The organism is Noviluteimonas gilva (assembly GCF_009740395.1).
Classification (GTDB): Bacteria; Pseudomonadota; Gammaproteobacteria; order Xanthomonadales; family Xanthomonadaceae; genus Noviluteimonas; species Noviluteimonas gilva.
In genome coordinates, this window is record NZ_WOXT01000004.1 from 314,425 (window position 1) to 339,411 (window position 24,987).

The following is a 24,987-nucleotide window of genomic DNA, read 5'->3' on the forward strand; positions in this document are numbered from 1 at the left end:
CCGCCCCATGAGCGCCTTCACTGCCATCAACCTCGCCCCCGCGAGCGCGCCCGTTGCAGCGAAGAGCACCACTCCCCTGGTGTTCACCGCGCTCGCCGGCAGCTTCATCGCGAACCTCGGTGCCCAATTCGCGGGCACCAACCTCGCCGACATCCAGGGCAGCCTGGGCGTGTCGGCCGATGAAGTCTCCTGGGTCACGACGATTTACTCGGCGGCGAACTTCTTCGGCTTCGTCGCCTCGCCGGTGCTTGCACGGGCGCTTGGGTTGCGTCGACTGTTCCTTGCGAGCGCGGTGGCGTTCGCGGTGATCGCATGGCTGTGCTCGAGTGCGACCTCGCTGCCGTTCCTACTTTTCCTGCGGGCCCTGCACGGGTTCGTCGGTGGCACGTTCGGCCCGATGGCATTCGTTGCGCTGTTCCGCGCGTGGAACGGCCCGCGCCTGCCCTTCGGCCTGGCGTTGCTCGCGTTCGTGCTGCTGGTCTCGGTCAACGCGGGGCCCGTGGTGTCGGGTTACCTGGAAGCCGCAGTCGGCTGGCGCGGCTTGTTCCTGACGCAAGGTTTGGTCGGCGTCACGCTCGTGTTCGCGGGGCTGCGCTGGTTGCCCGCATCGCCCGCCAACCTCTCGGAATTGAAGTCCGATTGGGTCGCCGCGCTGTTGCTCGCCGTGGCGACGAGCAGCCTGCTGATGGTGATTTCGCAGGGCACGCGCCGGTTCTGGTTCGAAAGCCCGCTCATCGCGACGCTGGCCACCGTCGGCATCGGCGCGTGGATCGGTTTCACCGTCATGTACTTCGTCTCGCCGATCCGCATCGTCAACCTGCGCAAGTTCCTGGATCCGCGCTTCGGCGCGCCGATCACGATGAACTTCATCATCCGCGCGACCTTCTCCATCACCGTCTATGCGCTGCCGCTGCTGCTGGGATTCACGCAAGGCTATCGCCCGCTGGAGATGGCCAACGCTTTGCAGTGGAACCTGGTGCCGCAGATCGCCGCCTTCCCGCTCGCGTGGTGGCTGGTGAGCCGTCATGACGGGCGCGTGTCGATGTTGATCGGCCTGCTGGCGTGCTTCTTCGGCGTGGCGCTCGCGAGCGATGCGAGCAACCTCACCGCCGCCGCGCAACTGCACGCAAGCCTCGCCCTGATCGGCGCCGGCCAGATGCTGTTCCTCGTGCCCGGCGTGATGATCGGCGCCGGTTCGATCAAACCCGAAGACGGCCCCACCGCGGCCATCGCCTTCAACATGTCGACGGTCGGCGGTACCGCCATCGGCACCGGATTGCTGTCGCACTTCACGACCGAGCGCGAGAAGTTCCATTCCAGCGTGCTGGTCGAGCACGTGTCGTGGCTCAACCCCTTCCAGTCCGATCGCCTGACCGCGTTGGCGGACAAATTGGCCACGCGCACCGGCGACGAAACGCTCGCCACCGCGCGCGCCGTCGCGCAGATCGGCGCCGGCGTGCGCCGCGAAGCCTGGCTGTTGGCGATCAACGATGCCTTCGTGCTGGTCGCCGTCGTCTTGCTGCTGACGACCTTCGTCGTCGTGTTCATCGGCCCCGCGCCTCCCCCCGTTCGAATCCGTTCCGGAGATCTGCAATGAAACTGCGTACCGCTTCCGTCGTCGGCCTGCTCGCGGCTGCCGTCGCCACCGCCGCCGCTGCCGCGGCCCTGCATCCCGGCAGTGTGGTGCAGTCCTGGGACTCGCATTACACCGACAACGCCTACGTGCGCGGCGACATCACCCAGATCAGCCCGAAGGTCGCCGGTTACGTCGTCGACGTACGCGTCACCGACAACCAGCGCGTCGCGGCCGGCGATGTGCTGTTCCGCATCGACGATCGCGACTATCGCGCGAAGTTGCAGCAGGCCCAGGCGGCCGTCGCCGCGCGTCGCGCAGCGGTGGTCAACCTCGACGCGCAAATCACGCTGCAGCACGCTGTCATTCGCCAGGCCAACGCGGCCGTCGGCGCGGCGTCGACCGAAGCCGGGCGTTCCTCGCGCGATGCCGCACGCGGTGCGCAACTGGCGAGCCAGCAACTGATCGCCGCCTCGTCGTACGACCAGCTGCAGTCCTCGGCGCAATCGGCCGCTTCGCGCGTCGTCGAAACGCAGGCCAATGCAGCGGCAGCGCAACAGCGCATTGCCGTCCTCGAAAGCCAGCGCCCGCAGTTGCAGGCCGACATCCGCGCCGCCGAAGCGGCCGTTGCGCTGGCGCAGCTCGACGTCGAGAGCACGACCGTGCGCGCGCCCGTCGCTGGCCGCGTCAGCGAACGCATCGCGCGCGTCGGCCAGTACGTGCGGCCCGGCACGCAGTTGATCGGCCTGGTGCCGACCGAACTGTGGGTGGTCGCCAATTTCAAGGAGACGCAACTGCCCGGCATGCGCATCGGCAATCAGGTCGAAATCGCAATCGACGCCGTGCCCGGCGCCACCTTCCACGGCCGCCTGGAAAGCCTGTCGCCGGCGAGTGGCGCGCAGTTCGCACTGCTGCCGCCCGACAACGCAACCGGCAATTTCACCCGCATCGTGCAGCGCGTGCCCGTTCGCATCGCATTGGACGACGCACGCGAACTCGACCGCCTGCTGCCCGGCATGTCCGCCAGCGTGCGCGTGCTGGACGCCCAGTGATCGCCCTTCCGTTCTTACCCACAGACCACCGCGAGACGCAAATGCATTCCCAATCTCCCATCCTCGTGACCGGCGCTGCCGGCGACGTCGGCGCCATCGGGCGCACGCTCACCGAACTGCTGATCGCCAAGGGCCATCGCGTGCGCGCGCTGGTTCGCCGCGAAGACGAGCGCGCGGTGTACCTGCGCAACCTCGGCGCGGAAGTCGTGCAAGGCGACCTCACCGATCTTTCCGACATGCATCGCGTCATGGAAGGCGTCAAGCGCCTGTACTTCGGCATGTCGATCTCGCCGACCTACCTCGAAGCGACGGTGAACACCGCGGCGGTCGCGCGCCATCACGGCGTGGAAGCCTTCGTCAATCTGTCGCAGATGACGGTGTCGCAGATGAGCATCACGCAAACCACGCCCAGCCCGCAGCACAAGCAGCATTGGCTCGCCGAACAGGCGCTCGCCTGGTCGGGCCTGCCGGTGGTGACGGTGCGGCCGACGGCGTTCATCGAAGGCTTCTTCCTGAAGCTCGCGGCCGAGGGTGTACGCAACAACGATGCGCTCGTCCTGCCGCTGCGCGACAGCAAGACCTCGCCGATCTCCTCGGTCGATGTCGCGCGCGCGCTCGCCGTGATCCTCGATGAACCTGCGCGACATCTCGGCAGGATCTACAACCTCACGGGCTTCGAGTCCGCGAACGTGGCCCACTACGCAGACGCCTTCTCGAAAGCGCTCGGCCGGCCGATCGCGTATCACGACGTTCCCTTGTCGGCGTGGACCGAACGCCTGCGCGCCGCCGGCGTGCCGCCGCACCTGCTCGCGCACCTGGCGACGATGGTCGAATTGCACCACGCCGGTCGCTACGACCGCATGACCGACGACTTCGCGCGGATTACCGGTCACACGCCGATCAGCATCCGCCACTTCGTCGAACGCAACGCCGGCGCGTTCACGCAGGTACGTGCGGCCTGATCGGCCGCAGGACGCCGTGTCGCTGCTGCCGGTCTCTTCCACGCGCGACAACCTTCGCCACTTCCGCGTGGCGTTGCGGGGCCTGGTCGGTGGCGAACACGCCGCCGACCGCGCCGGCATCCATCTTCCCCAAGGCTACGATCCGGCCAAGCGCACGCTGGTCATGTTGCACGGGCTGTGCAGCAGCCCGCTGATCTGGGCGCGACTGACCGATGCGATCGGCGCGGACACGGCGCTTCGCGAACGCTTCCAGGTCTGGCACGTGCTGTACCAGACCAACGCACCGACGATCGTCGCGCGGCGGCGCGTGCACGATTACCTCGCGAACGCATACGACCTCCTCGATCCACGCGGCGATGCCCCCGCGCGCGACGGCATCATCCTCATCGGCCACAGTTTCGGCGGCGTGATCGCGCGCCTGTTGTGCGCCGAGAGCGGCACGCGACTGTGGGATGCGGCCTTCACCGTACCGCCGGATCGTATCCAGGCGCGCGCGGAGGATGTTCGCTCGGTCGAGGATGTCTTCGGGTTCGCGCCGTTCCCGGGCGTGTCGCGCGCGATCTTCATCGCGGCGCCGCATCGCGGCAGCCCGCGCGCGATGAGCACGCTCGGCCAGGTCACGCGCCTGCTCGCGGGGCGCCGCACGCCGGAGATCGACACGCTCCAACGCGTTGCGATGTCTGATCCCGACGCGGTGCATCCCGCGTTGCGCGAGCACTATCGTCATGGCGCGGTCAACAGCGTCACGTCGCTGCAGGTCGCACAACCCGTGCGCGTGGCGAGCGAAGCACTGATGCCGCGGACGGGCATCGCCTATCACACGATCGCCGCAGCGATTCCCGGCCGCTCGCCGGAAACCGACGGATCGGTGCCGCTGGACAGCGCACTGATCGATGGCGCGCGCTCGACCTTCGTCGTGCCCGGCGACCATCATCTGTTCAACGATCCGGCAACGATCAACGAAGTGTTGCGCATCCTGCACGAGTCGCTGGAAGCGGTGCACTAGCGCCGCAGGCTTTACGCCGATTTTACGCAGTCGCCCGCCTTCGGGAATGGAGATTTGAGGCGCCCCTTTTCGACAATCCTCCCCGTGGCCGAACGGGTCATCTGGAATGTCGAAGGATCGGTGAAATGGTTGGGACCTTCCGGGCGCGCGAAACCGCGCTCCCCCTCGTGACTTCGCTGTGCGCCCTTGCACTCGCGTGCAGCCCCGCGCGCAGCGAAGCCGCGGACTTCAGCGGCAACGCGACGCTGACGTCCGATTACGTCTGGCGCGGCAGCACGCAGACGCACGGCGATCCCGCGGTGCAGGCTGGCTTCAAGGTCGCGGGCGAGTCGGGATTCTATGGATCGATCTGGGGTTCGAGCGTCGAGTTCGCGCCGGAAACGCATGCGAGCAGCGAACTCGATTTCACGCTCGGCTGGAGCAAGGCGCTGTCGAACGATTGGGCGCTGGACGTCAATATCCTGCGTTACCAATACCCGTCCACGACGGTCGACCTCAACTGGACCGAACTCAATTCCACGTTGACCTACAAGAACAACTACTGGGCGTCCCTCGGCTGGTCCGATGAAGCGCTCGGCTACGACGCCAGCGGCACCTACGCGCTGGTCGGCGCGAAGTTCCCGGTCAACGACACAGTCCGCTTCGAGGCTGCGCTCGCGCACTACTTCCTCGATGACGCCGTCGTGGCCGAAGACGGCTACACGCACGGCTCGGTGAGCGCCGTGTGGACGTTCCATGCCCCTTTCGAAGTGCGCGTCACCGCGCACGGCACCGATTCGAACGCGAAACGCATCTTCGGCGACGACTTCGCCGGAGCGCGCATCGAAGCGGCCCTGCAAGCGAGTTTCTGAGGAGAACGACATGCCCGACTGGCTGATGATCGTGTGCGGCGTGACGGTGATCGTCGCGTGCGCCTACTTGTTCTACGTGATCCTGCGCCCCGAGCGCTTCTGAGGAACCCGCCATGATGGAAGCGTTCCTCGTCCTCGCGCTCGCGATCGGCCTCGGTTGGCCGCTCGGGCGTTATCTCGCTGCCGTCATGCGCGGCGATCCGATGCGCAGCGATCGCCTTTTCGCCTGGATCGAGCGGCCGATGTATCGGCTGCTCGGCACCAATCCCGCGCAAGGCATGTCGTGGCGCGGCTACGCGAAGGCCTTCGTCCTGAGCAACCTGTTCGTCGGCGGCCTGGTCTGGTTGCAGTTCATGACCCAGGCCTGGCTACCGCTGAATCCCGACGCGATTCCTAACATGCGGTGGGACACGGCGCTGCACACGATGGTGTCGTTCGTGACGAACACCAACCAGCAGCACTATTCCGGCCAGGCGCAGTTGTCCTATCTCTCGCAGATGGCAGGCATTGTCGGCCTGCAGGTCGTCACGCCGATGATGGGCCTGGGGCTGGTCGTGGCGACCTTGCGTGCGTTGATGGGCGGTCGCCAGACCGCGGGCGACGAACCGGATGTCGGCAACTATTGGGCCGACGTGATTCGTTCGACCGTGCGTTTCATGCTGCCGCTGTGCCTGCTGTGGAGCGTGCTGCTCACTTCGCAGGGCGTTCCTTCGACATTGCAGGGCGGCCCTGTCGCGACGCCGCTCGATACCAGTGTCGAAATGAAGGAACAGAAGATCCCGATCGGCCCGGTGTCGCCGATGGTGGCGGCCAAGCAGCTCGGGACGAATGGCGGCGGCTGGTATGGACCCAACAGCACCGTCGCGCTGGAAAATCCGACGCCGTTCGCCAACCTGCTCGAAACGCTCGCGCTCATCCTCATCCCGATCAGCGTCGTCTTCATGGTCGGGCCGTTCACGGGTCGCAAGAAATTCACCGCGTTGGTGTTCGGCAGCATGTTGCTGATGTCGCTCGTGTCGACGGGCGCGGCGATCGTGCTCGAAGGGCACTCCGCGACCGCGGCCGATCCTGCGTTGATGGAAGGCAAGGAAGTCCGCTTCGGCGCCGATGCCTCCGCGGCCTGGGCCGCGTTCACGACGCAGACCAGCAACGGTTCGGTCAACGCGATGCACGACTCGCTCTCGCCGCTGACCGGCATGGTCACGATGGGCAACATGCTCGTCAACGCGATCTGGGGCGGCATCGGATGCGGCCTGCAGCAATTCCTCGTGTACCTGCTGCTCGCGGTGTTCCTCGCAGGCTTGATGACCGGGCGAACGCCGGAACTGTTCGGCCGCAAGATCGAAGCGCACGAAGTCCGCTTGTTGTCGCTGCTGATCCTGTTGCAACCCTTCGTGGTGCTCGGCTTCACGGCGCTCACGCTCGCGCTGCCTGCGTTCACCGGCAACTCGAACCCCGGCTTCCACGGCATCAGCCAGGTGTTCTACGAGTACACCTCGGCCTTCGCCAACAACGGTTCGGGTTTCGAAGGGCTCGGCGATGCGACGTATTGGTGGAACCTGACCTGCGTCGCGGTGCTCGCGCTCGGCCGGTATCCCGCGTTGATCATCCCACTGGCCGTGGCCGCGAGCATGGCGCGCAAGCGTCGTGCGCCCGAGGGGCCCGGCAGCCTGCACGTCGAAACGCCGACCTTCGCGCTCACGTTGATCGCGGTGATCGTGATCCTGACCCTGTTGCAGTTCATGCCCGCGCTGGTGCTGGGGCCGGTGGCCGAGCACCTGAGCCTGGCCGTGCATTGAGGACCCTTCGATGATCGAACAGACGTACCAACGCAAGACGCACCGCAATCATCCGGCGTTGATCGATGCCGCGACGATGCGCAGTGCGATCGCGGATGCGTTCCGCAAACTCGCGCCGACCTCGCTCGTGAAGAGCCCTGTAATGACGATCGTGTTCGGCGGCACGCTGCTCGCCGCGCTGATCACACTCGCTGGTGCGGCACCGGCCGGTTTCGGCTGGTCGGTGACCGCGATCCTCCTGGTCACCGTGTTGTTCGGCAACTTCGCCGAAGCGGTGGCCGAAGCGCGTGGCCGCGGGCAAGCCGCCTCGTTGCGACGTGCGCGCAAGGACCTCGTGGCGCGCAAGCTGCTCGACGGTAAGGGCTATGTCGGTGGCGTGCGCGGTGCGGAAACGCAGATCGCCGCCGCCGATCTGCGCCCCGGCGATCTCGTCGTGGTCTCGGCGGGCGAGTTGATTCCCGCCGACGGCGAAATCGTGCACGGCCTGGCGACGATCAACGAGTCCGCGGTGACCGGTGAATCGGCGCCCGTGCTTCGCGAAGCAGGCACCGACCGCAGCGGCGTGATCGGCGGCACGAAGGTGCTGTCCGACGAAATCGTCCTGCGCATCACCGCCGAGCCCGGGCACAGCTTCCTCGATCGCATGATCGCGCTCGTCGAAGGCGCCAACCGCCAGAAGACACCGAACGAAATCGCGCTGACGATGTTGCTCGCCGCGATGACGCTCACCTTCCTCATCGTGTGCGCGACGCTGCCGGCCATCGGCTCGTTCGTCGGCGTTCGCGTCGATCCACTGCTGTTGATCGCGCTGCTCGTGTGCCTGATCCCGACGACGATCGGCGGCCTGCTGCCCGCCATCGGCATCGCGGGCATGAACCGCGCGTTGTCGGCCAACGTGCTCGCCAAGTCCGGCAAAGCGGTGGAAGTGGCGGGCGACGTCGACGTGCTCCTGCTCGACAAGACCGGCACGATCACGCACGGCGACCGCCAGGCCACCGCATTCCACGCGGTCAGCGGCATCGACCCCGAGCAATTGCGCGACGCCGCCCTGCTCTCTTCGCTCGCCGATCCCACGCCCGAAGGCAAGTCCATCGTGAAGCTCGCGCGTGAACAGGGCGCGGCCATGCAGGATCCGGCGAATGCGCACTACATCCAGTTCACCGCACAGACGCGCATGTCCGGCGTCGATCTCGACAACGGTGCGCGCGTGATTCGCAAGGGTGCGGGCGATGCGATCGAACAACACGTGCGTGCGCTCCAGGGCACTGTGCCCGCGGAGTTGAAGGCGCGCATCGAACAGGTCGCGCGTGGCGGTGCCACGCCGCTGGTCGTGAGCGAAGGCAAGCACGTGCTGGGCGTGATCGAACTGTCGGACGTCGTGAAGCACGGCGTGAAGGAAAAATTCGCCCGCCTGCGCGCCATGGGCATCCGCACCGTGATGATCACCGGCGACAACCCGCTGACCGCCGCGGCCATCGCGGCCGAAGCCGGCGTCGACGACTACATCGCGCAAGCGCGACCGGAAGACAAGCTCGCCCGCATCCGCACCGAACAGGCCGGCGGCCGGCTCATCGCGATGGTCGGCGACGGCACCAACGATGCGCCCGCGCTTGCGCAGGCGGACGTGGGGCTTGCGATGAATTCCGGCACGCAGGCGGCGAAGGAAGCCGGCAACATGGTCGACCTCGACAGCGATCCGGCGAAGCTGCTCGCGGTGGTGGAAGTCGGCAAGCAACAGCTCATCACGCGCGGCGCGCTGACGACGTTCTCGCTCGCGAACGATGTGTCGAAGTACTTCGCGATCCTGCCGGCCTTGTTCGCCGCGGCGATTCCGTCGATGGCGGCGTTGAACGTGATGCATCTGTCGAGCCCGACCAACGCGGTGCTCGCGGCGTTGATCTTCAATGCGCTGATCATCCCGGCGTTGATCCCGCTGGCCTTGCGCGGCGTGCGTTTCAAGCCCGCGAGCGCGACGGTGCTGCTGCGCCGGAACATGTTGCTGTACGGCGTGGGCGGCGTGGTGTTGCCGTTCGTGGCCATCAAGCTGATCGACCTGGCGCTGTCCGCCACCGTCGGTGCATGAGGAACGACTGATGAATCTCGAAACGAACGTTCAACCCGTGGTGCTGCAGGACAAGGTGGGCATGCGTGCGCCGATGCTGTTCGCCGGCGTGATCCTCCTGGGGTTCGGCTTCCTGTATTCGCTCGCCGGTACCGCGCTGGGCCGCGTCGCGTTTCCGGACCAGGCCACGGGCAGCACGATCCTCGAGGCGGGCCATGTCGTCGGCTCCTCGCTCGTGTCGCAGCCCTTCGCCGACGCGCGCTACTTCGTCTCGCGTCCTTCGGCGGCGAACTACGATCCGATGGCCGCCGCGGGCAGCAACCAGGCGCGCAGCAATCCCGATTTGCGCAAGCGCATCGACGCTGCCATCGCTGACGTCGCGGCGCGTGAAGGCATCGCGCGGTCGGAGGTTCCGGCCGACCTTGTGACGCAATCCGGCGGCGGCCTCGACCCCCACCTCTCCCCCGCCGCGGCCCGCGTGCAGATTGCGCGCGTGGCCAGGGCGCGGGGTTTGTCGGAAGCCGTCGTGGCACGCGCGGTTGCGGACGCGACCGAAGGCCCGCAATTCGGCGTGCTGGGCCAGGCGCGGGTCAACGTCTTGCGCCGGAACCTGGCGCTGGATGCATCGCAACGCTGAGCTGGCGCAGAATCCCACCATGGCGACCGAGGAACGCAGCGCGACCCACCGACGCGAACAGGCCGACGCGCTGCTGGGGGAAATCCAGCGCGGAGGCAGTGGGCGCCTGACGCTCTTCCTCGGCGCCGCGCCCGGCGTGGGCAAGACGTACGCGATGTTGTCGCGCGCACGCGAGTTGAAGAAGCAAGGGATCGACGTGGTCGTCGGCCTCGTCGAAACCCACGGACGCATCGAAACGCAAGCCCTGCTCGAAGGCCTCGAGCTGCTTCCGCGCACGCGCCTGGACTACCAGGGCCGGCCGATGGAGGAACTCGATCTCGACGCGTTGCTCGCGCGCAAGCCGCGCATCGCGCTGGTCGACGAACTCGCCCACCGCAACGTGCCCGGCAGTCGCCACGAGCGTCGTTGGCAGGACGTCATCGAACTGCTCGATGCCGGCATCGATGTCTACACGACCGTCAACATCCAGCACCTGGAGAGCCTCAACGACGTCGTGCATCGCATCACGGGCGTGCGTGTCAGCGAGACGGTGCCCGACCTGGTCTTCGATCGCCTGCGCGACATCAAGCTGATCGACCTGCCGCCGCGCGAACTGATCGAGCGCCTGCAGCAGGGCAAGGTGTACGTGCCCGACCAGGCGGCGCATGCGCTGCAGGCGTTCTTCTCGCCGTCGAACCTCACGGCGCTGCGCGAGTTGGCGATGCAGACGGCCGCCGATCGCGTCGACAGCGATTTGCGCGAATCGCAGGCGGCGCGTGGGGTTCCCGGTATCGCGCTTCGACGTCGCGTGCTGGTCGCGATCGACGGACAGGGCCAGTCGGAATATCTGGTGCGTGTCGCGCGCCGCCTCGCGGAACGACGCGACGCGCCCTGGGGCGTGGTCACCGTGCAGACCGGCCGCGTGGCGGATGCCGCGCAACAGCTCGAACTGGATCGCGCGTTCGCCCTCGCACGCCGTCTCGGCGGCGACGCCGAAGTCGTGCACGGCGCCAGCATCGCCGACGCCATCCTCGACCACGCCAGTCGCACGGGCGTGTCGACGATCGTGCTCGGTCGTACGCGCGAGCGGCCCGTCGCGCGTATGTTCAACCAGACGCTGACGCAGCAACTGTTGCAACGTGGCGCGCACTACGAACTCACGATCTTCGCCACGCCGGAGGCGCGCGCGAAGTCGCGACGTTCGGTGCGGGAGTTCGGCCGGCGAATGACGCGCAGCGACATCGGCCTGGCGGTCCTTTCGGCGATCTTCGCGACCATCGCCGGCGCCATCGCCGAACGCTGGGTCGGGCTGGACGATCTGTCGATGGTGTTCATCGTCGCCGTGGTGGTGGTCGCCTCGCGCACGCGCATGTCCGCGGCGGTGCTCGCCGCGGCGCTGTGTTTCCTCTCGTACAACTTCTTTTTCATCGATCCGCGCTTCACGCTGATGATCGGTGGACGCCAGGGCGTGGCGACGGTCCTGATGTTCCTGCTCGCGGCGTTGGTGGCGGGGCGACTGGCCTCGCGGCTGCGCACGCAGATCGTGGCCTTGCGCGCCGCCAATGCGCATGTCACTGCGTTGCAGGCGCTCAGTCGCCAACTCGCGGTGGCGGCCGACCTCGGACAGGTCATGGCGGCAGGGCGACAGGCATTGAAGCAGGCGACCGGCGCCGATGCGTTGGTGCATGTCGGCAACGCGCCGCTCCCCGACGACGGGCCGCAAGTCTTCTCCGAGAAGGACCGCGCCGCCGCGGACTGGTCGCTGCGCCATCGCCAGGAAGCCGGACGACACACCGATACGCTCGGCAACGCCGCGTGGTGGTTCCGGCCCTTGTCGACGGATGGCGATGCCGACGGATTGATCGGATTGCGCTTTGCGGAGGACGCACCACGCGCAGGCCCCGAACAGGCGCGCCTCATCGAAGCGATGGCCGACGACATCGCGCAGGCCGTCGTTCGCGCGCGCCTGGTGGCCGATCTGGAAGACGCGCGCGTGAGCGGCGAAACCGAACGCCTGCGCTCCGCCCTGCTCTCCTCGGTCTCGCACGACCTGCGTTCGCCGCTGGCTTCGATCATCGGCGCCGCCGAAAGCCTCGAACACTATGCCGACGCGATGAGCGCGGACGATCGGCGCAGCCTGCTCGACACCGTGCGCACCGAAGGCGAGCGCCTGGATCGCTACGTGCAGAACCTGCTCGACATGACGCGCCTCGGGCACGGCGGGTTGACCTTGAATCGCGACTGGATCGGTGTCGACGAACTCGTCGGATCGGCGGTCGGCCGGTTGCAGCGCTACCAGCCGGAGGCGAAGTTCGACTTGCGCTTCACGCCGGGGCTCGCGCCGATCTGGGTGCATCCCGCGCTCGTGGAACAAGCGCTGTTCAACGTGATCGAGAACGCGGTGAAATTCTCGCCGCCCGGCGAAGCGATCATCGTGGACGCCAGCGACATCGATGGGCGCCTGCGCGTGGACGTCACCGATCGCGGCCCCGGCATTCCCGACGACGAGCGCGAACGCATCTTCGACATGTTCTACAGCGTCGAACGCGGCGATCGCGGCCGCCAGGGAACGGGGCTGGGCCTGGCGATCACGCAAGGCATGGTGGGCGCGCACGGCGGCAGCGTGGATGCGCTGCCGGGGCCCAACGGGCGCGGCACGACGATCCGCATTACATTGCCGCGTCTGACCCCGCCGACGCCCGCATGACCGAACACGCCGCCTCCGCCGCGCGCATCCTCGTCATCGACGACGAGCCGCAGATCCGTCGCTTCCTCGACATCGGCTTGCGCGCCGAAGGCTACGTGGTGGAACTCGCCGACAGCGGCGAATCCGGCCTGGCCGCGCTTGCGCGACAAGGCGCGGACCTGGTCGTGCTGGACCTCGGCCTGCCGGATCGCGACGGACACGATGTGCTGCGCGATCTGCGCACGTGGACACAGGTGCCGGTCGTGGTCCTGACCGTGCGCGCGGGCGAAGCGGAGAAAGTGGCTGCGCTCGACGCCGGCGCCAACGATTACGTCACCAAGCCCTTCGGCGTGCAGGAATTCATGGCGCGCGTGCGCGCCTTGTTGCGGACGCGCGCGACCGGACAGGAAGCACCGCCGGTCTACGACGATGGCGTGCTGCACGTCGATCTTGCACGCCGCGAAGTGACGCTGCGCAACGAACCACTGACGCTCGCGCGCAAGGAATACGCGTTGCTCGCCCTGCTGATCCGGCATGCGAATCGCGTCATCACGCAACCGCAGATGCTGCGCGAGCTGTGGGGCGAACACCACGAACACGACACGCATTACTTGCGCGTGCTGGTCGGCAAGCTGCGCCAGAAACTCGGTGACGATGCCTCCGCGCCGCGCTGGATCGCGACCGAACCGGGGGTGGGCTTGCGATTCGTGGGAAGGTCCGACACGCCCAGCTGATCACGCCGTCCTGACCCACGCACGGCACCAATGCACATCTCGACTCAACGAGGGCGTCACCGATGAGTTCAATCTCCCGCCTGCCCCTGTTCGCGCTGCTGGCCCTGTTGATGGGCATGGCCACCGCCGCGAAGGCCGAAGTGCGTCCCTACTCCGCCGCCTTCCACGGCAGCGACATGGCGGTCACCGGCGGCACGCAGTACGTGCGCGTCGGCGGAAAAGGCCCGGCGGTGTTGTTGCTGCACGGCTTCGGCGACACGGGCGACATGTGGCAACCGCTCGCCGAGCGCCTGGTGAAGGACCACACGGTGATCATTCCCGACCTGCGCGGCATGGGCCTGTCGTCGCATCCGGAAGGCGGCTACGAGAAAGCCGCCCAGGCGCGCGACCTCATCAGCCTGCTCGATGCATTGAAGGTCGACAAAGTGCAACTGGTCACGCACGACATCGGCAACATGGTCGGATACGCATTGATCGCGCAGTTTCCGGATCGCGTGACGAAGTGGGTCGTGATGGATGCGCCGCTGCCGGGGCTGGGCACGTGGGACAAGCAACTGCTGAATCCCCGTGTCTGGCACTTCAACTTCCGCGGACCCGATGTCGAGCGCCTGGTCGCCGGGCGCGAGCGCATCCTGCTCGATCGCTTCTACAACGAGTTGTCGGCCAATCCCGCCGGAATCGATGAAGCCACGCGCGAGCATTACGCGGCGCTGTACGCGCGACCAGGTGCGATCCACAACGCGACCAGCGGCCAGTTCGGCGCGTTCGCACAGGACGCCAAGGACAACCAGGCGTTGTTCGCGAAGGGCGGCAAACTGAAACTGCCCGTGCTCGCGATCGGCGGCGACCACTCGTACGGCGCATCGATGAAGACCGAAGTCGAAGCCGTCGCCACCAACGTGGAAGGCGCGGTCATCACCGACTCGGGCCACTGGATCATGGAAGAGCAGACCGACCAGGCCGTTCCCGTGATCGAAGCCTTCCTGCGCAAATAGGAGCGTGCGATGTTCCAGGTCAAGTTCGCGCTTGCGTTGCTGGTCGTCGCCACCGGATCGTTGTCGGCGGCGACGTCCGAATCGCAACGTCGCCTGACACCCGAAGACATCGAGCGCATCGCGACGGCATCGGCCGGGCCCGGCACATCGGGATTGCCGGGCGTCCGAACCAGCGTGCTTTACGGCGATCCGACGAAGGCGGGCCTGTACACCATCCGTTTGCAGGTCGCGCCGAACACGGTGATCCAGGCGCATACGCACAAGGATGCGCGCACGGCGACGGTGGTCAGCGGCGCGTGGCACTTCGGCTACGGCGGGAAGAACGTGCCCGAGGCCCTGCGCACGCTGCCCGCGGGCAGCTTCTACACCGAGCCCGCGGGCGATCCGCACTTCGCGCGAACCGGACCGGAAGGCGCGGTCGTCCTGATCACCGGCGTTGGACCGACGGACACCGTCTACCTCAAGTAGCCGCGCTCACCCAGGCGATTACGCCTCACGCGTCCCGCGGCAACACCGTCAACACGCGCGCGACGAACAGATGGAATTCGCGCAGGTAATTGCGCAGGAACTCTTCCAGCGACGCATCCGTCACCTCGCCGCCCTCGGTGATGATCCCCGGCTTGAAGGTGATGTACGCCTCGACGGTGTTCATCAGCGGCGAGTTGCAGAAGCACAACACGCTGCGCAGGTGTTGCTGCGCGACGGCCGTGCCGATCGCGCCCGGCGATGTACCGATGACGCCGGTCGGCTTGCGCGCGAAGGAGTTCTGGCCCCACGGGCGGCTGGCCCAATCGATGGCGTTCTTCAATGCGCCGGGAATGGAGCGGTTGTATTCCGGCGTGACGAACAGGATCGCGTCGACATCCGCGATCGACTGTTTGAACGACCTCGCCACCGCTGGATAGTCGGCGTCGAAGTCGTAGCAGTACAACGGAAGGTCGCGGATCGGAATTTCCCGCAAGTCCAGCTTCGCGTCGGGCGCGAGCTTCGTGAGGGCTTGCGCGAGCAGCCGGTTGATCGAACCCTTGGCCAGGCTTCCGACCAGGTAACCAACGCTGTACGTCGCCATCGTCCACCTCCGGTGGTGTCGGCGCGAGACCCCACGCGATGCTCGCAGCAGCGGCGTTAGCGATCGGTTATCAACCTCGGCGGTGGCGAACGCACCGGGACGCGAAGTCCCGGTGCGTGGATTCCTTCACCAACTCGCCAGCACGGTGAATCCGCTGGACGCCTGTTCGCCTTGTACGCGCACGTAATACACGCCCGCGCCCGGGCGCGACACCACGATGGCTTCGGCAATGCCCGCGTGCGACGAACGCCAGCCGTAGGCCGTCGTCGACGGAACGGTGTCGCGGCTCAGGTACAGCGACACGTCGCCCGTGCCGCCATACGTGCGGACGTTGAGTTGCGTCGCGCCCGCGGGCACCGTGATCCGATAGAGCGACGAAGCGCCGCTGCCTGCCGCCTGCCCGACGACCGCGCCGCGCGATGCGAGCGGAAGCGCGAGATCCGCTTCGTTCGCACCCGACGCCGCGACCGCGACGGCCGCCGGCAGATCGAGGATCCCCGAACCCACCGGCGTCGTCGTCGAGGGCTGCACGACGAACGGCTTCACCGTCGCGCGCAACACCTGCGCGACGAGCCCGGGCGACAGGGGTGCATGACCGGCGCCGACCGCGGCACTCTGGATCAAGGCCACCGCACCGGCGACATGCGGCGCGGCCATCGATGTCCCGATGTGCGCCATCACCACATCACCGCCGGGGCTTGCGGCCGGTGTGGTGCGGCTGCTGTTGCCGAGCGACCAGATCCACGCATCGTCGGGTGCACCGCCGGAATTGGCGTTGCCGCCCGGCGCGGACAACATCACGTTCGGACCATAGTTGGAGTACCACGAACGTGCGCCGTCGACACCCGTCGCACCCACCGTGATCACGCCGCGACAACTGGCGGGTGAAAACGAAGCCGCGTTCGTGTTCGCATTGCCCGCCGCAACCACGACGCTGGTGCCGCGCGCGAGGGCGCCGTCGATCGCATCCTGCGTCGCCGGATCGTCGATGCAACGCTGGAAACCCCCGAGGCTGAGGTTGAGCACTTCGGCCGGCGTGGGATTGCGCGGAACGCCCGGCACGTCGCCGCCGGAGGCCCAGGTGATCGCGTCGGCGATGTCCGACGTGAGACCACCGCAGCGACCGAGCACGCGCACCGGCTGCACCTTCGCGCCGTATGCCACGCCCGCAACGCCCTTCGCGTTGTTCGTCACGGCCGCGATCGTGCCCGCGACATGCGTGCCGTGCCACGAACTGTCCGAAACGGCGCCGTTGCAGAAACCTTCCATGCCCGTGAGGAAGTCGCCGGGATCGCGCGCGTCGGCATCGCGCCCGTCGCCGTCGCCCGCGATGTTCGGATACGTCATGCCGTCTTCGACCTGTCCGTACCAACTCACGAAGTCGTAGCCGGGCACGAGATTGCTCGCCATGTCGGCGTGATCGACGACACCCGTGTCCAGCACGGCCACGACCACGCCGGTGCCGGTCGTCGTGTCCCACGCCTGCGGCGCGCCGATGCCCGACTGCGGATGCGTGAAGTCCCATTGCAAGGTCGCGAAGTGCGTGTCGTTCGGCACCGTGTCCATGCGCTGCTTCATGTAATCCGGCTGCGCCCAGGCGATGCCGGGATCGCTGCGCAACTGCGCGAGCAGCGCATCGCTTTCGGTCAGGGAGAGCGCACGCGAGGTCCGCACCACCGCGGCGCCGCGGCTCATCGTGCGCACGCGCTTGACCGTCAGCGCCGACGCGGCCGATTGCCGCACGCCCGCACGTTGCGCGGCCGAAGCGAACAACGCTTCCGCGGTCGCGCCGCTACGGGGCTTGATGATGAAGCGTGCGAATGCGCTTGGCGCCGTTGGGGTATCCGCCGCGAAGCGCGTCGTCGACGCGCGTTGTTTCGTCGCCGTGCTCAAGTCCCCGGCGCCCGCGCCGAAGACGATGCCGCACAGGGCGACGCACAGGCTGGTTTGCTTGATCAGCGTCATCGTGGAGGTCCTCACAGGTCGATGCCGAAGCCGACGCCAGCGGAGCTGTCGCCGTCGGTGAAGGCGCCGCCCAGGCTGAAGGACATGCGGCCGAAGGTTTTCGAATAGCCGACCGACAACGCCGACTCGCCGCTCTGCATGCCCGCACCGACCGCCAGGCGCCCGTTTTCGCTGCGCGAACCGGCGGCGTTGATCGCCATGCTCATCATCGCCGAGCTCATCGCGCCCATGCGGTCGATGCGCTCGTCCTGGTGGTCCAGGCGCGTGTCGACTTCACGACTCAGATCGATGAATTGATCGTTGATCGCCGACAGGCGCTGGTCGGTGTACGCATTCGCGCTGCTCAGCGTCTTGGCCGCGGTGGCGTTGGTGTACTGGTTCGCCGATGCGAGTGTCTGCGCGTCGCCCTGGTCCATCTGCCCCTTGTTCACGGCGTCGCGCGGCGCGGTGCCGTTGGCGACGTTCTTCACCTGCGTGCCGTTGGTGCCGCCGAGCGTGACGCTGTCCTTGCCCGCGTTGTCGTATGCGATCCCGTCGCCGCTGCCGGGGTTGGTCGGATCGGTGGGATCCGTCGGATCGGTGGGATCGGTCGGATCGGTCGGATCGACCGGCGGAACGTCGATGCCGTCGATGGCCTGCTGCAGGTTGGTCAACTTCGCATCGACCGCGGCGAACGCGCTGCCGACATTGCCGTAGCTGCCGCCCTGGATCGTGTACGCAGGCGCCTGCATCACGCCGCCTGCGAACGACGCGCCGCCACCGAACATCGACGCAAGTTGCCGCGCCTGCCCGACGTTGACCGCATCGTTGTCTTCGGTGCCCGCGGACACGTTGATGATCTGGCGCGTGAACGCACCGATCGTCGAGCCGTCGTTACGCATCCAACTGCGCGAAGCACCGACGGACACCGCGTTGTCGCGATCGGTCAACGAACCCGCACCGAGCGCCACCGAGTTCTCGCCGAGCGTGAGGCTGTTGTAACCCAACGCCATGCTGCCGAAACCGAAGGCTTGCGCGCCCTGGCCCAGCGCGATGGCGTACAGCGGTTGTTCGGCACGCCACGGGCCGACCACGCCGCAATCGGGATCGGTGGCCGGATCGCACGGCGGCGGCAGGTTTTCAGGCGGGCGATCGCCACCGGTGATGGCGAGCATGCCGATCGCGATGGACCCCTCGCCCCAGGTGTGCGCCTGGAAGCCGATGGCGGTCGAGCCGTAACCATCGGAATAGGCCGCGTTGCCGACGGCGATCGACAGGTCGTCCCATGCATGCGCGAACATGCCGATCGCCGTGGTCTGGTTGCCGAACGCGTACGACTGCGCACCGAGCGCCGTCGAATACATGCCCTCCGCGGCGCTGGCGCCACCGATGGACGTCGAGAAGTAGCCGCGCGCTTCGGCCTGGCTGCCCATCGCGGTCGCGATGTAGTCGCCCGCGACCGCGAAGTTGCCGACCGCCGTCGAAACCGGCCCAAGGGCCTGCGCGCGATGACCGATCGCGACCGCAAGCGTGTCCGTCGCCTCCGCACCGGGGCCGATGGCCACCGACACATCGCCATCGGCTTGCGCGCCAGGGCCGAGCGCGGTCGACAACAGGCCGTCGGCGCGCGTCACGAACGTCGCATCGCCCTCGCCGATCGCGACCATGAGCGTGGCCTCGGTGCCGATGGCGATCGCGCCGGCGCCGTTGCTGCTCGCGTTGTAACCCATTGCCAGCGATGCGAAACCGCTCGCGTTGGAACCGTAGCCCAGCGCGGTGCTGTAGTCGCCGAGCGCCGTCGTGCCGAAACCGAATGCGGACGACCCCGTGCCGAGCGCAAGACTCAGGGGACCGATCGCCGTGCTGTCGTCGCCGAGCGCGGTGCTGCCGAAACCGAATGCAGCGGCGTTCTCACCGCTCGCGATGCTCGACGCGCCGGCCGCGGTGGCATTCGCGCCATCGGCGATCGCGGCATCGCTGCCGTCGCCCGCGCCGTTACCGTCGAAGTAATCCTGCGCGGACGCGAGGTCCAGCGCATCCACTGCATCCGTCGTCTCGACAGGCGCCGTATCTGTCTCGTCGGATTGCGCCTTGTCGGCGGGCGGATCGATCGCGAATGCGGGCGAAGTCGCCAGCGCGAGTGCGATGGCCAATGGAATGGAGCGGCGCGCGGACAACTTGCGTGTTGCGAAGTGCAGCATGTGCGGTGATCCCCTGCTCGGCGTGGAGTGATGTGCGTGCGTTGTGCAATGCTTCCGTGCGTCGAAAACCTCATATTCCAGCGCCGAAACACTACTTTTCAGTTCCGCGACTTGTCACGCACGCGTTCTCGCCGAATCTCTCCTGGTTCTCACCGTTTCACCCCCGGGCTTCCATGACGACCGACACCCTTCGCGCCCTGCTTCCGACGATGCCTTCGATCGCGATCCGAGGCTGGCGCTGGCTCGGCGAGGTGCCCATCGCCGACGCGATCGATCGACGCAACGCGCCGACGATGCAGGTGCTGTTCGCGGTCATCGCGACCACCCTGCCCCTGAGTTGGGTTATCCACTTTTCATCGCTCGACATCACGCCGGGAATGCTGCTGCTCGCGGCGATGGACCTGATCACCGTCGCCACGGCCGCGATCGGCATCGTGGTGATTCGCCGCGGCGCATTCCGGGTCGCGGTGTCTGCCTTCCTCGCGGCGCTGTTGCTGGGGTTGTTCGTCACGCATGCGCAATTGGGGTACCGCCTGGTCGCGCCCGACCAGACCTCGCAGATGTTGTCGCTCGCCGTCAGCGGGCTGGTGCTCGGGCGGCGTGCGTTGTGGACGGTGTTCGGCGTGTTGATGCTGGTGTTCCTCGCCGGCTTCACCGCGGACGCGGCAATCCTCGCGAAGGCGGGCCAATCACCGATGTCGGCCTTCCATTTCGTTCCGGCGGCCGCCTTCAGTTACTTCGTGATCGTGCTCGTGCTGGATCGATGCATCACCGCTTTGCGCGTGGCGCTGCGCGACTCCGAAGCGCACCGGCGCGCGTTGCAGCACGAGATCGACGAACGCGAACGCATGCAGGCGCGCCTGCTCCATGCGCAGAAGATGGAAACGATGGGACGCCTGGCCGCCGGCGTCGCGCACGACTTCAACAACGTGCTCGGCGTGGTCATCGGATACGCGGACGCGCGCCATCGCATCGATGATGTGGGCGATGATCCGCGCGAGATCGCGCGCGACATGGCCGACGCGCTCGAAGGCGTGGCTGCCTCCGCGCAGAAGGGTGTGGAGCTCACGCGGCGCCTGCTGGATTTCGCGCGCCGCGACGAAACGCGTTACGTCGTCCTCGATGCGGGCCAGCTGCTGTGCGACATGCAACCGATGCTGCGCCGCCTGCTGCCGCGCTCGATCGCGCTTTCCCTCGACACCGCGCCCATCGATGCCCCGGTTCGCGTCGATAGAAGCCAGTTCGAACTCGTCGCACTGGACATCGCCACGAACGCGCGCGACGCGATGCCCGAGGGCGGTCGATTGCAGGTCGCCGTGCAACGCGAAGGCGACCACGTCGAAATCGCCTTCGCCGACACCGGCCACGGCATGACAGCCGACGACGTCGAACGCGCGTTCGAACCCTTCCACAGCACGAAACCCGCAGGCGCAGGCACGGGCCTCGGGCTCGCGACGACACGTTGCGTGGTGGAACGCGCCGGCGGCACGGTGGCGCTCGACAGTGCGCCAGGACGCGGGACGACGGTGCGCGTGCGCTTGCCGCGGGCCGATCAGCCGACGACGTAACCCTCGCCGTGCACGCAGATCAGGGGGAATTCCTCGCCCGAGGCATTTCGCACCTTGCGGCGCAATCGATGCACCAGCGAATCCAGGCGATGCGGGTCGAAGTCGTGCGCGTCGGGCGCGAGTTCGTTGATGATCGCCTCGCGCGTCATCATGCGACCGGGCCGCGTCATCAAGGGACGCAGCAGGCGACGTTCGGTCTTGCTGAGCGCGATGCTCGCGTCGCTGGGCGTCAGCAAGCACCAACCCTCGGCGTCCAGGCGCCATGTGCGTACGCGCGGTGTCGGGCGCGCAGGTTGCACGCGCCGCGCGACGCTGTGCAGCGTTGCGGCGAGCAGCGCGAGATCGACTGGCTTCGAAAGGTAAGCATCCGCGCCTTCGATGAGCCCGCGGATGCGATCGCCCGTATCGGAGCGGCCCGTGAGCATCACCAATCCCATCGTGGGCCAACTGTCGCGCAATGCACGTGCAAGCTGGAACCCATCGGCATCCGGCAGCCCGACATCCAGCACGACGATGTGCGGCGGCGAGTCGAGCAAACTCGCATGCAACTCGGCGGCGGTGCCCATCGGGATCATCGCGAACCCGTAACCGCGCATGCGCGGGACCAGGACCTCGTCGCGCAACCGCTCATCGTCTTCGACCAGCGCGACGCGAAGATCGCCATAGGCAACATCGGGGGCGTACATGGGGGATCGTGCGGTGGGGGAGCGCGCATCCTACGCGCCGAACTGCCGGGAAATGTGTCCGAATGCAGTCACCGCACGCGTTGCAGGTGACATCGGCCACATTCCGGCGCGCGCCAAGGTGAAAGATGTATGGAGGCTTACTGCGGAGCCTGTTCGCAGCCATTTTGGTGGCCTACGCCACCATCGCCTCGGGGTGCGCCCATCGGATGAGCAAGCCGACCACGACCATCGACGCGCTCCGGATCGACGACGAGATCACGCTGAGGCGGATGGTCGTGCGGAACGGACCGCCCACGCGTACCGTGCTGTTCCTGCACGGGTTTCCCGAAACGATCTACGCCTGGCAGAACATTGCGCCGGCCCTCGGCGAGGGCTATGAGGCGCATGCGTTCGACTGGCCGGGTTACGGATTGTCCTCGCGCCCGCCGGTCGATAAGTTCTCATACGCCCCCGTCGAGTATGCGCGCGTGCTGAAGGCCTACATCGAGAAGTCCGGCATCGACACCGCGACGTTGACGATTTACGCGACCGACATCGGCGCCCTGCCCGCGCTGCTGCTGGCATTGGAAGAACCCGACATCGCGCGGACGATCATCGTCGGCGACTTCGCGCCGTTCGACCGCCCCGCCTACATGTACGAAAGCCTGCAGGGATTGAAGTCGCAACCGTCGGCCGAACACGTGCGCGCTGCGTTGAACAAGAACCGCGACGAGATCCTCGCGAACACGTTCACGCGCGGATTGCCGGAAGAAGCGAAGTTCACGATCTCGCCGGAATTCCAGCAGGATCTCGCAAAGGGATGGAACCACGGCACGATGACGGCCGCCGATGCGTTCCATCACTACTACGCGCACTTCACCCGCGACCAGCAGTACTTCGAATCCAACCTGGCGCGCCTGAAGACCCCGGTAAAAGTGGTCTGGGGCGAGAAGGACCTCTACATCAGGAAGGACATGGGCGAGGAATTCGCGCAGAAGACCCACAGCACGCTCGAGATCCTGCCCGGCATCGGGCACTACCCGCATCTGCAGGATCCGGCGCACGTCGTCGCGCAGATCCGCGCGTCATTCGGTGACTAGAGCGCCCACGGGCAGTTCGACGATCGCCTCCAGCCCACCGCCCTCGCGATTGCGCAAGGTGAGCGTCGCGCCGATCGATGCGGTAAGTTGCTGCGCGATCGCAAGGCCGAGCCCGGTGCCGCCGGTGTCGCGATTGCGCGAGGTTTCGAGCCGATAGAAGGGTTGCATGACCTTGTCGAGTTCTTCCGCGGGAATGCCGGGACCGCGATCGGCAATCACGATGCGGACCCGATCGTTGCCGACGCTCGCCACTTCGACCTCCGCCGCGCCCGCGTAGGCCAGCGCGTTGTCGATCAGATTGCCGACGACACGCCGCAAGGCCTGCAAACGCGTCACGACATGCGTGCCTGCGCGACCCGCCAGATCGACACGCTTTCCCACGTCCTGGTAATCGGCGACGAGGCTTTCGAGGAAGGCATCCATTTCGATGCGGACCATGGGCTCGGCCGCCCCGTGCGCGCTGCGCGCATAGGCGATGCCTTCGCGCACGAGGTGTTGCATGTGGATCAGGTCTTCCATGATCCGCTCGCGTTCCGGCGAATCGTTCATCGTTTCGGCGCGCAAGCGCAGCCGCGTGATGGGCGTCTGCAGGTCGTGCGAGATCGACGCGAGGATCTGCAGGCGTTCGCGCGTGTAGTTCGCGATGCGGTCCTGCATCGAGTTGAAGGCCACGACCGCCTCGGTGACTTCCGCGGGCCCCACCGAAGACAGGCGCGCACCTTCGCCGGAGGGGGACAAGGTTCGCGCCGCCGAGGCGAGACGTTCGAGCGGACGCGTCGCCAAGCGCACCGCGGCCCACGTGCATGCGAGCAACACCAGCAATTGCGCGGCGAGCACGTACGGCAGCCACTTCGCCACCGGCATCAGCGACGGTTGCACATCGATCGTGAGCGGCGTTCCGTCGCGGAGCGCGACGTGGATCTGGAATTGTTCGGGGTCGTCCGACACCACGTTCGCGACGATGGGGCGTTCCGGTCCCAACGCGCGCGCGATCCCTTCGGTCATTCCGCGCGCAAGCGCGCTCTTCGGCGGTGGGCCCGCCGTCTCGCCGCGGCCCAGGAGATAGGTGACGGTGCGGCGATGCAGGATCGGCAACGCGCCGGCGCGCTCGCTGGCCGGCAGGCGATCGAGCATGTTCACCGCAACGCCGACGTCGTGCTCGACGTTGGTCATCAGCATCGAGGACGCGGCTTCATGGCGTTCGTAGAAGAGCAGCCCGAACGACAGCGCATGCGCGGCCAGCAGCCCGCCCAGCAGGATCAGCGAGAGCCGCGCCGCCATCGTGCGCGGCAGCCAGCGCGCCCATGCGCTCGGCGCGTTCATCCGTCCGCGCCGACCAGCGTGACGGCCATGGAGAAGACGTAGCCTTCGCTGCGCACGGTCTTGATGTAGGTCTGTTCGCGTGCACCGTCCTGCAGGCGCTGGCGCAAGCGGCTCACCAGCAGATCGATGGAGCGTTCGAACAACTCCGCGTCGCGGCCCTGCGTGAGGTTGAGCAACTGATCGCGCGTGAGCACGCGGTTGGGATGATCGAGGAAAGCGCGCAGCAAACGGAACTCGGCGCCGCTCAACGCGACGACGGTTTCGTCTTCGTCCAGCAGATGCCGCGCGGTCGTGTCCAGGCGCCAGCGGCCGAACGCGAGGATGCGGCTGGCTTCGGTCACCTGCAGGTTCGGCGGCAGCATGCGCGTGCGCCGGATCACGGCGTTGATGCGCGCGAGCAATTCGCGCGAGGCGAAGGGCTTGGTGATGTAGTCGTCGGCGCCCATTTCCAGGCCGATGATCTTGTCGGTCGCGTCGTCGCGCGCGGTGAGCATGATCACCGGGATCGCCTTGTGCTTGCCCGCGCGCAGGTTGCGCGCAAGCGACAGCCCATCTTCGCCCGGCATCATCAGGTCCAGGACGATCAGGTCGACGGCGCTGGTCTCGAGCACCGCGCGCATTTCGCGCCCGTCGGCGACTTCGGTCGCACGCAGGCCGTTCTTGCGCAGGTAGTCGGCGACCATGCGGCGGATGTCGGCATCGTCGTCGACGACGAGGATGTGGTCAGGCTGTTCCATTGCGTTCGACTCGATACTTGGAGCAGTGGGTGCAGGTTAGGTCC

22 protein-coding genes are annotated in these 24,987 nt (G+C 67.1%); 16 read left to right on the forward strand and 6 right to left on the reverse strand.

Going from position 1 to position 24,987, the window contains the following annotated elements; all coding sequences use genetic code 11:
* Positions 1-7: 7 nt before the first annotated feature.
* From GN331_RS13665 to GN331_RS13725, 13 genes are all read left to right on the forward strand, one after another.
* Complete coding sequence (locus tag GN331_RS13665; protein WP_156642787.1) at positions 8-1,597, forward strand: MFS transporter; 1,590 nt, start codon at positions 8-10, stop codon at positions 1,595-1,597.
* Positions 1,594-2,625: an HlyD family secretion protein gene (locus tag GN331_RS13670; protein ID WP_156642788.1), complete on the forward strand. Its 1,032-nt coding sequence runs from the start codon at positions 1,594-1,596 to the stop codon at positions 2,623-2,625. Before GN331_RS13665 ends, GN331_RS13670 begins: the two co-directional genes overlap by 4 nt.
* A 41-nt stretch (positions 2,626-2,666) precedes the next feature.
* Complete coding sequence (locus tag GN331_RS13675) at positions 2,667-3,587, forward strand: NmrA family NAD(P)-binding protein (protein ID WP_156642789.1); 921 nt, start codon at positions 2,667-2,669, stop codon at positions 3,585-3,587.
* 16 nt (positions 3,588-3,603) lie between these two features.
* Positions 3,604-4,593, forward strand: coding sequence for an alpha/beta fold hydrolase (locus GN331_RS13680; RefSeq protein ID WP_197427139.1), 990 nt, complete (start codon positions 3,604-3,606; stop codon positions 4,591-4,593).
* 125 nt (positions 4,594-4,718) lie between these two features.
* Complete coding sequence (locus GN331_RS13685; RefSeq protein WP_156642791.1) at positions 4,719-5,444, forward strand: TorF family putative porin; 726 nt, start codon at positions 4,719-4,721, stop codon at positions 5,442-5,444.
* Positions 5,445-5,454: 10 nt separating this feature from the next.
* Complete coding sequence (locus GN331_RS13690) at positions 5,455-5,547, forward strand: potassium-transporting ATPase subunit F (protein WP_156642792.1); 93 nt, start codon at positions 5,455-5,457, stop codon at positions 5,545-5,547.
* Positions 5,548-5,557: 10 nt separating this feature from the next.
* On the forward strand, positions 5,558-7,243 hold the full coding sequence (kdpA, locus tag GN331_RS13695; protein WP_156642793.1) for a potassium-transporting ATPase subunit KdpA: 1,686 nt from the start codon (positions 5,558-5,560) through the stop codon (positions 7,241-7,243).
* 10 nt (positions 7,244-7,253) lie between these two features.
* Complete coding sequence (kdpB, locus tag GN331_RS13700; protein ID WP_156642794.1) at positions 7,254-9,326, forward strand: potassium-transporting ATPase subunit KdpB; 2,073 nt, start codon at positions 7,254-7,256, stop codon at positions 9,324-9,326.
* A gap of 10 nt (positions 9,327-9,336) precedes the next feature.
* On the forward strand, positions 9,337-9,942 hold the full coding sequence (gene kdpC / locus GN331_RS13705; protein WP_197427140.1) for a potassium-transporting ATPase subunit KdpC: 606 nt from the start codon (positions 9,337-9,339) through the stop codon (positions 9,940-9,942).
* 19 nt (positions 9,943-9,961) lie between these two features.
* Positions 9,962-12,628 carry a sensor histidine kinase gene (locus GN331_RS13710; protein ID WP_156642795.1) on the forward strand — a complete coding sequence of 889 codons (2,667 nt, stop codon included), beginning with the start codon at positions 9,962-9,964 and terminating at the stop codon, positions 12,626-12,628.
* Positions 12,625-13,341, forward strand: a complete 717-nt coding sequence (locus GN331_RS13715; protein ID WP_156642796.1) for a response regulator — start codon at positions 12,625-12,627, stop codon at positions 13,339-13,341. The genes GN331_RS13710 and GN331_RS13715 overlap by 4 nt, the downstream gene beginning before the upstream one ends.
* Before the next feature lie 62 nt (positions 13,342-13,403).
* Positions 13,404-14,336 carry an alpha/beta fold hydrolase gene (locus GN331_RS13720; RefSeq protein ID WP_156642797.1) on the forward strand — a complete coding sequence of 311 codons (933 nt, stop codon included), beginning with the start codon at positions 13,404-13,406 and terminating at the stop codon, positions 14,334-14,336.
* A 9-nt stretch (positions 14,337-14,345) separates the two neighbouring features.
* On the forward strand, positions 14,346-14,804 hold the full coding sequence (locus GN331_RS13725; protein ID WP_156642798.1) for a cupin domain-containing protein: 459 nt from the start codon (positions 14,346-14,348) through the stop codon (positions 14,802-14,804).
* Positions 14,805-14,829: 25 nt separating this feature from the next.
* On the opposite strand, the gene GN331_RS13730 is transcribed toward GN331_RS13725, so the two are convergent.
* Positions 14,830-15,405 (reverse strand): NADPH-dependent FMN reductase, encoded by a 576-nt coding sequence (locus GN331_RS13730; protein ID WP_156642799.1) that lies wholly within the window; start codon positions 15,403-15,405, stop codon positions 14,830-14,832.
* A gap of 38 nt (positions 15,406-15,443) precedes the next feature.
* On the opposite strand from GN331_RS13730, the gene GN331_RS17035 reads away from it, so the two are divergent.
* A complete protein-coding gene (locus tag GN331_RS17035) occupies positions 15,444-15,554 on the forward strand; it encodes a hypothetical protein (RefSeq protein WP_425489292.1) in 111 nt (36 codons plus the stop codon).
* Here GN331_RS17035 and GN331_RS13735 read toward each other — a convergent pair.
* Both GN331_RS13735 and GN331_RS13740 read right to left on the reverse strand, forming a co-directional pair.
* Positions 15,532-17,370: a S8 family peptidase gene (locus GN331_RS13735; RefSeq protein ID WP_156642800.1), complete on the reverse strand. Its 1,839-nt coding sequence runs from the start codon at positions 17,368-17,370 to the stop codon at positions 15,532-15,534. The genes GN331_RS17035 and GN331_RS13735 overlap by 23 nt on opposite strands.
* Positions 17,371-17,381: 11 nt before the next feature.
* Positions 17,382-19,550, reverse strand: coding sequence for a YadA-like family protein (locus tag GN331_RS13740; protein ID WP_156642801.1), 2,169 nt, complete (start codon positions 19,548-19,550; stop codon positions 17,382-17,384).
* A gap of 173 nt (positions 19,551-19,723) precedes the next feature.
* On the opposite strand from GN331_RS13740, the gene GN331_RS16590 reads away from it, so the two are divergent.
* The gene (locus GN331_RS16590) at positions 19,724-21,118 is read left to right on the forward strand and encodes a sensor histidine kinase (RefSeq protein ID WP_197427141.1); all 1,395 of its coding nucleotides are present in this window, start codon (positions 19,724-19,726) and stop codon (positions 21,116-21,118) included.
* Here GN331_RS16590 and GN331_RS13755 read toward each other — a convergent pair.
* Entirely contained in the window at positions 21,103-21,804 is a 702-nt protein-coding gene (locus GN331_RS13755; protein WP_156642803.1) for a response regulator transcription factor, read from the reverse strand. The two genes, GN331_RS16590 and GN331_RS13755, sit on opposite strands and share 16 nt — an antisense overlap.
* 206 nt (positions 21,805-22,010) lie before the next feature.
* Here GN331_RS13755 and GN331_RS13760 point away from each other — a divergent pair, with 206 nt between their 5' ends.
* Complete coding sequence (locus tag GN331_RS13760; protein WP_197427142.1) at positions 22,011-22,883, forward strand: alpha/beta fold hydrolase; 873 nt, start codon at positions 22,011-22,013, stop codon at positions 22,881-22,883.
* On the opposite strand, the gene GN331_RS13765 is transcribed toward GN331_RS13760, so the two are convergent.
* Together GN331_RS13765 and GN331_RS13770 are read right to left on the reverse strand one after the other, a co-directional pair.
* The gene (locus GN331_RS13765) at positions 22,869-24,206 is read right to left on the reverse strand and encodes a HAMP domain-containing sensor histidine kinase (RefSeq protein WP_156642805.1); all 1,338 of its coding nucleotides are present in this window, start codon (positions 24,204-24,206) and stop codon (positions 22,869-22,871) included. The genes GN331_RS13760 and GN331_RS13765 overlap by 15 nt on opposite strands.
* Positions 24,203-24,943 carry a response regulator gene (locus tag GN331_RS13770; RefSeq protein ID WP_156642806.1) on the reverse strand — a complete coding sequence of 247 codons (741 nt, stop codon included), beginning with the start codon at positions 24,941-24,943 and terminating at the stop codon, positions 24,203-24,205. The genes GN331_RS13765 and GN331_RS13770 overlap by 4 nt, the downstream gene beginning before the upstream one ends.
* Positions 24,944-24,987: the final 44 nt, after the last annotated feature.

Bases quoted from the DNA above. Each gene is read 5' to 3' on its own strand.
- GN331_RS13665 (WP_156642787.1), top strand. From the start codon at position 8: ATGAGCGCCTTCACTGCCATCAACCTCGCCCCCGCGAGCGCGCCCGTT.
- GN331_RS13670 (WP_156642788.1), top strand. From the start codon at position 1,594: ATGAAACTGCGTACCGCTTCCGTCGTCGGCCTGCTCGCGGCTGCCGTC.
- GN331_RS13675 (WP_156642789.1), top strand. From the start codon at position 2,667: ATGCATTCCCAATCTCCCATCCTCGTGACCGGCGCTGCCGGCGACGTC.
- GN331_RS13685 (WP_156642791.1), top strand. From the start codon at position 4,719: ATGGTTGGGACCTTCCGGGCGCGCGAAACCGCGCTCCCCCTCGTGACT.
- GN331_RS13690 (WP_156642792.1), top strand. From the start codon at position 5,455: ATGCCCGACTGGCTGATGATCGTGTGCGGCGTGACGGTGATCGTCGCG.
- kdpA (WP_156642793.1), top strand. From the start codon at position 5,558: ATGATGGAAGCGTTCCTCGTCCTCGCGCTCGCGATCGGCCTCGGTTGG.
- kdpB (WP_156642794.1), top strand. From the start codon at position 7,254: ATGATCGAACAGACGTACCAACGCAAGACGCACCGCAATCATCCGGCG.
- kdpC (WP_197427140.1), top strand. From the start codon at position 9,337: ATGAATCTCGAAACGAACGTTCAACCCGTGGTGCTGCAGGACAAGGTG.
- GN331_RS13710 (WP_156642795.1), top strand. From the start codon at position 9,962: ATGGCGACCGAGGAACGCAGCGCGACCCACCGACGCGAACAGGCCGAC.
- GN331_RS13715 (WP_156642796.1), top strand. From the start codon at position 12,625: ATGACCGAACACGCCGCCTCCGCCGCGCGCATCCTCGTCATCGACGAC.
- GN331_RS13720 (WP_156642797.1), top strand. From the start codon at position 13,404: ATGAGTTCAATCTCCCGCCTGCCCCTGTTCGCGCTGCTGGCCCTGTTG.
- GN331_RS13725 (WP_156642798.1), top strand. From the start codon at position 14,346: ATGTTCCAGGTCAAGTTCGCGCTTGCGTTGCTGGTCGTCGCCACCGGA.
- GN331_RS13730 (WP_156642799.1), bottom strand. From the start codon at position 15,405: ATGGCGACGTACAGCGTTGGTTACCTGGTCGGAAGCCTGGCCAAGGGT.
- GN331_RS17035 (WP_425489292.1), top strand. From the start codon at position 15,444: ATGCTCGCAGCAGCGGCGTTAGCGATCGGTTATCAACCTCGGCGGTGG.
- GN331_RS13735 (WP_156642800.1), bottom strand. From the start codon at position 17,370: ATGACGCTGATCAAGCAAACCAGCCTGTGCGTCGCCCTGTGCGGCATC.
- GN331_RS13740 (WP_156642801.1), bottom strand. From the start codon at position 19,550: ATGCTGCACTTCGCAACACGCAAGTTGTCCGCGCGCCGCTCCATTCCA.
- GN331_RS16590 (WP_197427141.1), top strand. From the start codon at position 19,724: ATGACGACCGACACCCTTCGCGCCCTGCTTCCGACGATGCCTTCGATC.
- GN331_RS13755 (WP_156642803.1), bottom strand. From the start codon at position 21,804: ATGTACGCCCCCGATGTTGCCTATGGCGATCTTCGCGTCGCGCTGGTC.
- GN331_RS13760 (WP_197427142.1), top strand. From the start codon at position 22,011: ATGAGCAAGCCGACCACGACCATCGACGCGCTCCGGATCGACGACGAG.
- GN331_RS13765 (WP_156642805.1), bottom strand. From the start codon at position 24,206: ATGAACGCGCCGAGCGCATGGGCGCGCTGGCTGCCGCGCACGATGGCG.
- GN331_RS13770 (WP_156642806.1), bottom strand. From the start codon at position 24,943: ATGGAACAGCCTGACCACATCCTCGTCGTCGACGACGATGCCGACATC.